Origin of the sequence: Halomonas ventosae (genome assembly GCF_004363555.1) — a bacterium.
Classification (GTDB): Bacteria; Pseudomonadota; Gammaproteobacteria; order Pseudomonadales; family Halomonadaceae; genus Halomonas; species Halomonas ventosae.
Genome location: NZ_SNZJ01000030.1, coordinates 21,748 through 28,208, shown reverse-complemented (window position 1 = coordinate 28,208; position 6,461 = coordinate 21,748). Strand labels below are relative to the sequence as shown.

At 72.1% G+C, this 6,461-nt stretch carries 8 protein-coding genes; 7 read left to right on the top strand and 1 reads right to left on the bottom strand.

Annotated elements, in window-relative coordinates; translation table 11 throughout:
• The 6 genes from DFP85_RS18485 to DFP85_RS18460 form a co-directional block, all read left to right on the top strand.
• Positions 1–243 (top strand): pyruvate kinase alpha/beta domain-containing protein (locus DFP85_RS18485; protein WP_279512957.1); only part of this gene is annotated, 243 nt, incomplete at its 5' end.
• Positions 244–334: 91 nt separating this feature from the next.
• On the top strand, positions 335–1,063 hold the full coding sequence (locus tag DFP85_RS18480) for a GntR family transcriptional regulator (RefSeq protein ID WP_133637879.1): 729 nt from the start codon (positions 335–337) through the stop codon (positions 1,061–1,063).
• Positions 1,064–1,179: 116 nt separating this feature from the next.
• Positions 1,180–1,989, top strand: a complete 810-nt coding sequence (modA, locus tag DFP85_RS18475) for a molybdate ABC transporter substrate-binding protein (protein ID WP_133637878.1) — start codon at positions 1,180–1,182, stop codon at positions 1,987–1,989.
• Complete coding sequence (gene modB / locus DFP85_RS18470) at positions 1,989–2,657, top strand: molybdate ABC transporter permease subunit (RefSeq protein ID WP_133637877.1); 669 nt, start codon at positions 1,989–1,991, stop codon at positions 2,655–2,657. The genes modA and modB overlap by 1 nt, the downstream gene beginning before the upstream one ends.
• Complete coding sequence (locus DFP85_RS18465) at positions 2,650–3,792, top strand: ABC transporter ATP-binding protein (RefSeq protein ID WP_243737345.1); 1,143 nt, start codon at positions 2,650–2,652, stop codon at positions 3,790–3,792. Before modB ends, DFP85_RS18465 begins: the two co-directional genes overlap by 8 nt.
• A gap of 10 nt (positions 3,793–3,802) precedes the next feature.
• Complete coding sequence (locus tag DFP85_RS18460) at positions 3,803–4,348, top strand: DUF192 domain-containing protein (RefSeq protein WP_133637876.1); 546 nt, start codon at positions 3,803–3,805, stop codon at positions 4,346–4,348.
• A 1-nt stretch (position 4,349) separates the two neighbouring features.
• On the opposite strand, the gene DFP85_RS18455 is transcribed toward DFP85_RS18460, so the two are convergent.
• A complete protein-coding gene (locus DFP85_RS18455; protein ID WP_133637875.1) occupies positions 4,350–5,210 on the bottom strand; it encodes a DMT family transporter in 861 nt (286 codons plus the stop codon).
• Positions 5,211–5,415: 205 nt separating this feature from the next.
• Between DFP85_RS18455 and DFP85_RS18450 the strand changes: the two genes are divergently transcribed.
• The gene (locus DFP85_RS18450) at positions 5,416–6,432 is read left to right on the top strand and encodes a DctP family TRAP transporter solute-binding subunit (RefSeq protein WP_133637874.1); all 1,017 of its coding nucleotides are present in this window, start codon (positions 5,416–5,418) and stop codon (positions 6,430–6,432) included.
• The last annotated feature ends 29 nt before the right edge of the window (positions 6,433–6,461 follow it).

The window sequence follows — 6,461 nt, the reverse complement described above, 5'->3', positions numbered from 1 at the left end:
GCCCACAACCCGGTGGCCCAGCGGCGCATGGCGCTCTATCGCGGGGTGGTCTCGCTGCCCTTCGACACCAGCGAGATGTCGGCCGCCGAGCTCAATGACCGGGCGCTCGAGCGGCTGGTGGAGCAGGGCATCGCCGAGCCCGGCGACCACGTGATCCTCACCCGGGGCGACCACATGAACGCTCATGGCGGCACCAACACCCTGAAGATCCTCGACGTCACCGAGGCACATCGCCGTGCCTGAGACCTTTATCCTGTATACAATGAACCTGTTTGATGTGGTCATTCCGTTCGCGGGATGAGACGCTGGGGCAGGAACAGGCAGGGGACAGCGCATGCAGGAGTGGCAGGAGGAGGTGCTGGCCGAGGTCAGGGCCGGGAGTCGCATCAGCGATCGGGATATCGTCGACAAGGTACGCCGGGCGGTGCTGATGCAGCGCCTGCCCCCGGGCACCCGGCTGCCGGAGGTGACCCTGGGCGAGGTCTTCGGGGTGAGCCGCTCGGTGGTACGCAAGGCCCTGACCCGGCTCGCCTCCGAGCATGTGGTGGACCAGCGCCCCAACCAGGTGGCGCGGGTCCGCGCGCCGAGCATCGAGGAGACCCGCGAGACCTTCGCGGCCCGCCGCCTGGTGGAGGGTGAAGTCGCCGCGCTGCTGGCGGGGCGTCTCGACGCGGCCTCGCACGCCCGGCTCGCGGCAGAGGCCCGGGGCGAGGTCGAGGCCCACGGGCGGGACGACGAGCCGGCCCGCATCGAGCACTCCCTGGCCATCCACCACCTGCTCGCCGAGCACTCGCCCAACCGCGTGCTGGGGGCCATGCTCACCGACCTGATTCTGCGCACCTCCATCGTCATCGCCCTCTACAAGAGGCCGAACCTGGCCTCCTGCTTCCTGGAGGGCGATCACGCGGCGCTGCTGGCGGCCCTCGGGCAGGGCGATGCCGAGGCGGCCCGGGAGGGCATCCAGCGCCATCTGGAGAGCCTCGAGGCGCTGCTCGACCTGAGCCCCCGCGAGGCCAGCATCGACCTGATGGCGATCCTCGGGCGCTCCCGGGAGCAGGCCTGATCACCGCCACCCCCTGACCGGCAACAAGGCCGGGGCGGCTTTCCCGGCCTCGCCTTGTCCCCCGGGGCACGCCTGGTCGACAATGCAGCGACCCTATCGCAATTCGGGAATTTCGCATGTTCTCTCTCCTGCGCTGGACCCTCGTCGCCTGGCTCGCCCTGACGACGCCTGCGGCCCTGGCCGAGGCGCCTACCGTCGCGGCGGCCTCGGACCTGCAGTTCGCCCTCACCGAGGCCGCCGAACGCTTCCAGGACGAGACCGGGCGGGAGCTGCGCCTGAATTTCGGCTCCTCCGGCAACTTCATGCGCCAGATCCGCCAGGGCGCCCCCTTCGAGCTCTTCCTCTCCGCGGACGAGGCCTATGTGCGGGCCCTGCACGAGGCGGGGCTGACCGAGGACGAGGGGGTGGTCTACGCCGTGGGCCGGCTGGCCTGGCTGCAGCCGGCCGGCCGCGACGGCCGCGACGGCCTGCCCCGTGACGACGACCCGCTGGCCGGCGTGCGCGAGGCCATCGATGCCCATCGGGCCGGGCAGGGCAGGCCGCGCATCGCCCTAGCCAATCCCGAGCATGCCCCCTACGGCGTGGCGGCCCGCCAGGCCCTCGACCATGCCGGGCTCTGGGAGGATTCGGCCCCGCTGCGCATCCTCGGCGAGAACGTCTCCCAGGCCGCGCGCTTCGCCCTGGCGGACGAGGCCCGCGGCGGCCTGGTGGCCTGGTCCCTGGCGCTCGCGCCGGCGCTGGCCGAGCGCAGCGAGCACGTGCTGATCCCCGAGGCGTGGCACGCGCCCCTGGTCCAGCGGATGGCGCTGATTGAAGGGGCCGGCGAGACCGCTCGCACCTTCTACGCCTGGCTCCAGCAGCCGGCGGCCCGGGAGATCCTGGCGGGGTATGGCTTCCGGCTGCCGGACGAGGGCGACGCCCGCTGATGGACTGGACGGCACTCTCGGTCTCGCTGCGCCTGGCAGGGCTGACCTGCCTGCTGCTGCTGCCGCTGGGGCTCTGGCTGGGGCGAACCCTCGCGCTCTCGCGCTTTCGTGGCAAGCCACTCTGCGAGGCGCTGGTGGCGCTGCCGCTGGTGATGCCGCCGACGGTGCTGGGCTTCTACCTGATGCAGGCCTTCGGCGTGGAGTCGCCCCTGGGCGGCCTTTGGCAGTCGCTGACCGGCGGCGGGCTCAACTTCACCTTCACCGGGATCCTGCTCGCCTCGCTGCTGGCCAACCTGCCCTTCGCCGTGCAGCCGATCCAGCGTGCCTTCGAGTCGATTCCCCCCAACCTGCGCGAGGCCGCCTGGTGCAGCGGCCTCTCGCCCGGCCGCACGCTGCTGCGCATCGAGCTGCCGCTGGTGTGGCCGGGCCTGGTCTCGGCGCTGGCGCTGACCTTTGCCCATACCCTCGGCGAGTTCGGCGTGATCCTGATGGTCGGCGGGGCGATCGACGGCGAGACCCGCACCCTGGCCATCGCCATCTACGACCGGGTCCAGGCCTTCGACGAGTCCGGGGCGGCCATCATGTCGGCGATGCTGCTGCTGGTCTCCTTCCTGACCATCGGGGTGGTCTACGGCCTGGCAGGGCGCCGGAGGTGGCGTCGTGGCTGAGCGAGACCTGCGCCAGGCCCGCCTGTCGGTGCAGCTTCAGCAGGCCGGCCCGATCCCGCTGGCTGCCGACTTTCACTGCGAGCCCGGCGAGCTGCTGGCCCTGGTGGGCCCCTCGGGGGGCGGCAAGACCACCCTGCTACGGGCCATCGCCGGGCTCTACCGGCCGGCGGGTGGCGTGATCCGCTGTGCCGGCGAGACCTGGTTCGATGCCGCGGCGGGGCGCTCGCTGCGCCCCCAGCAGCGTCGCGTGGGGCTGGTGTTCCAGGACTATGCGCTCTTCCCGCACCTGGATGCCCGCGCCAACGTCATGGTGGCCCTGGATCACCTGCCCGCCGCCGAGCGTGGCCAGGCCGCCGAGCGCTGGCTGGCCCGGGTGCGCCTCGACGGCCTGGCCGGCCGGCTGCCGTCCGAGCTCTCCGGCGGTCAGCGCCAGCGGGTCGCCCTGGCCCGGGCCCTGGCCAGGCGCCCGCGGGTACTGCTGCTCGACGAGCCCTTCTCGGCGGTGGATCAGGTCACCCGGCGCCGCCTGCAGCGCGAACTCGCCCTGCTGCGCGAGGAGATCCACATCCCCATCGTGCTGGTCACCCACGACCTCGACGAGGCCGCCGCCCTGGCCGACCGGCTCTGCGTGCTGCACGCCGGCCGCAGCCTGCAGCAGGCGCCGGCCGAGCAGCTCTTCCGCCGGCCGGCCAGCCCCGAGGTGGCGCGGCTGCTCGACCGCCACAACGTCTTCACCGGCAGGGTGGTGGAGGGCGACGAGGGGCGTCGCCTGCAATGGGGCCCCTGGCAGCTGGAGGTGGCGGAGGGCCTGGCGCCGCTTGCCCCCGGGAAGCGGGTTAGCTGGTACCTGCCGCCCTCGGACGTGGTCCTCCATCGTCGCGGCCGCCCCTCGCGGGGAGAGCGCGAGAACCCGGTCCAGGGCCGGGTGGTGGAGATGGCGGTGCTGGGCGGCATCACCTCCGTGGCGCTGGCCTTCGATCACTGCGACGATACCCTGCGCTTCGAGCTCCCCACCCATGCCGCGCGCCGCAACGGCCTGGCCCGCGGCGAGGCGGTGGGCGTCTCGCTGCTGGCCGCCGGCATCCACCTGATGCCCGACGCCCCTGTCACCCATCCCGAGAGTCCCCATCGTTGAGGAAACCGCCATGAACGCCAATCGACGCCAGCTGCTGCTGGGCCTGGCCCTGCTGCCCGCCGCCTCCCTGCTGCCGCGTGCCCTGACCGCGGCCGGGCCCGAGTCGGGGCCCGATGTTCAGCCTGAGACCCACGAGACCGTCCCCCTGGTGATCCACGGCGAGCAGGGCCCCCAGCGGCTCGAGGTGGAGGTGGCCCGCACCATCCCCCAGCGCAGCCGAGGTCTGATGGAGCGCGACCAGCTGGCAGAGCGGGCGGGCATGCTGTTCCTCTACGACCGCCCCCAGTCCTCGCGCAACGGCTTCTGGATGTATCGCACGCGGATCCCGCTGGACATCGCCTTCATCGACGAGGCGGGGCGCATCGCCGAGATCCACCGCATGGAGCCGTGCACCGCTTCCCGGCCGGGGGAGTGCCCGGTGACGCGCCCCGCGGTGCCCTATCGGGCGGCCCTTGAGGTCAATGCCGGCGCCTTCGAGGCGATGGGCGTGGCGGCGGGCGACTGCGTCAGCTGGCCGGGGGACGGCGGGCTCTGCGCCGGGGCGCCGGCGGAGTGAATCAGCTCGCGGGGCGGCGGGGGCCGAGGCGCAGCACGATCAGTGCCAGGCCGGCGATGACCAGCCCGCCCCCGGCGAGCTTGTGGGGCCCCAGGCTGTCGCCCATCAGTGCCGCCCCCAGCAGCACGGCCAGCACCGGCATCAGCAGGGTCAGCGGCACCACCCGGTTGACCGGGTGGCGACGCAGCAGGCCGTACCAGAGGCCGTAGGCGACGATGGAGGACATCACGGCGGTGTAGAAGACCGCCCCCCAGCCGGCCCAGCCGGCACCGGCCAGTGCCTGCCACTGGCCCTGCTCGAACCACCAGGAGCCCAGCGCCACCTGAGGCGTGGCGAACAGCGCCACCCAGCCGGCCAGCGCCATGGGCGAGACATCGGGGCCGCGCTTGATCAGCAGCTGCGAGACGGCCCAGCCCAGGGCACTGGCCAGCAGCAGGGTCGTCGGCAGGGGCGAGGGCAGGGTGGGCCCGCCGGCGAGCACCGCGACACCGGCGAAGGAGAGCACGAGGCCAGCCAGCCGTCGGGGACCGAGGCGCTCGCGGAGGAACACCACGGCGAGCAGGGTGGCGAAGGGCGTGCCCATCTGCACCAGCAGTGCGCCGGTGCCGGCCTCGGCCTGGCCCAGGCCGATGAACAGCAGGGCGAAATGCAGCGAGCCGAAGGTCACCGAGAGCAGCAGCAGGAAGGGCAGCTGGTGTCGCGCCACCGGGTGGAAGGGCACCAGCAGTGCGGCCACCAGGGCGAAGCGCAGCGTGGTCAGCAGCAGGGGCGGCAGCTCGGCCACCCCGAGCTTGATGACGATGATGTTCAGCGCCCAGATGACGATGACGGCGAGGCCCAGGGCCAGGTCTCGGAGCGGCACGGCGCCTCCTCGGGGGAAAGGGGAAAAGCGGCACAGCATAGCAAGTGCGTTGAACCCGGGGACAGGGCAGGGCGGCGACCTGCCTTGCATGAACACGGGATGACAGGGCATCTTGACGTTCGCGGCGTCGATGACGCCCCACACAACAACGCCGGGCAGGTGGCCGCAAGGACCTGCCCAGAGCCCGATACTGCAAGGACACGCCATGAACTCGTCTCGTCACCCCACCCGGCTGGCCGCACTGGCTGGCGTAGCCGCCGTCTCCCTCTCGCTGTCCGTCTCTGCCGTCCAGGCCCGCGAGCTCTCCGTCTCTACCGTGCTCTCAGATGCCTTCCCCTGGGGCCAGGCCGCCGAGAAGTGGGCCGAGCTCGTGGCCGAGCGCTCCGACGGCGAGTTGACCCTGCGGGTCTACCCCAACTCCCAGCTCGTCAACGGCGACCAGACCCGGGAGTTCTCCGCCATGCGCTCGGGGCTGATCGACGCCGCCGTGGGCTCGACCATCAACTGGTCGCCCCAGGTGCCGGAACTCAACCTCTTCTCGCTGCCCTTCTTCATGGCCGACCTGGACGCCGTGGACGCGGTGACCGGCGGTGCGGCCGGCGAGATGGTGTTCGACGCCATCGAGTCGCGTGGCGTGGTGCCCCTGGCCTGGGGCGAGAACGGCTTCCGCCAGCTCTCCAACTCCCGCGGCCCCATCGACGAGCCGGGCGACCTCGATGGCCTCAAGATTCGCGTGGTGGGATCGCCGCTGTTCCAGGACACCTTCACGGCACTGGGCGCCAACCCCACCCAGATGAGCTGGGCCGACGCCAAGCCGGCGCTGACCACCGGCGCGGTGGACGGTCAGGAGAACCCGCTCTCGGTCTTCGACGTGGCACGCATCGACCAGGTGGGCCAGGAGCACCTGACCCTGTGGAACTACATGAATGACCCCCTGGTCTTCGCGGTGAACCAGCAGGTCTGGGACTCCCTCTCCGAGGAGGAGCGCACCCTGCTGCGGGAAGCCGCCGAGGAGGCCGGCGCCTGGGAGATCGAGATGACCCGCGAGGAGGAGCCCGAGCGCCTGGCGGCGATCAAGGAGCGCGGCGTCACGGTCACCGAGCTCGACGAGGCGCAGCACCAGGCCTTCGTCGAGGCCACCGAGAGCGTCCACGATGAGTGGGTGCCGCGCATCGGCAGCGAGATCGTCGAGGCGGCCCGCGCCGACATGCAGGGCGAGTGAGCTCCCCGAGCCAGCGTGCCATCGGCCCC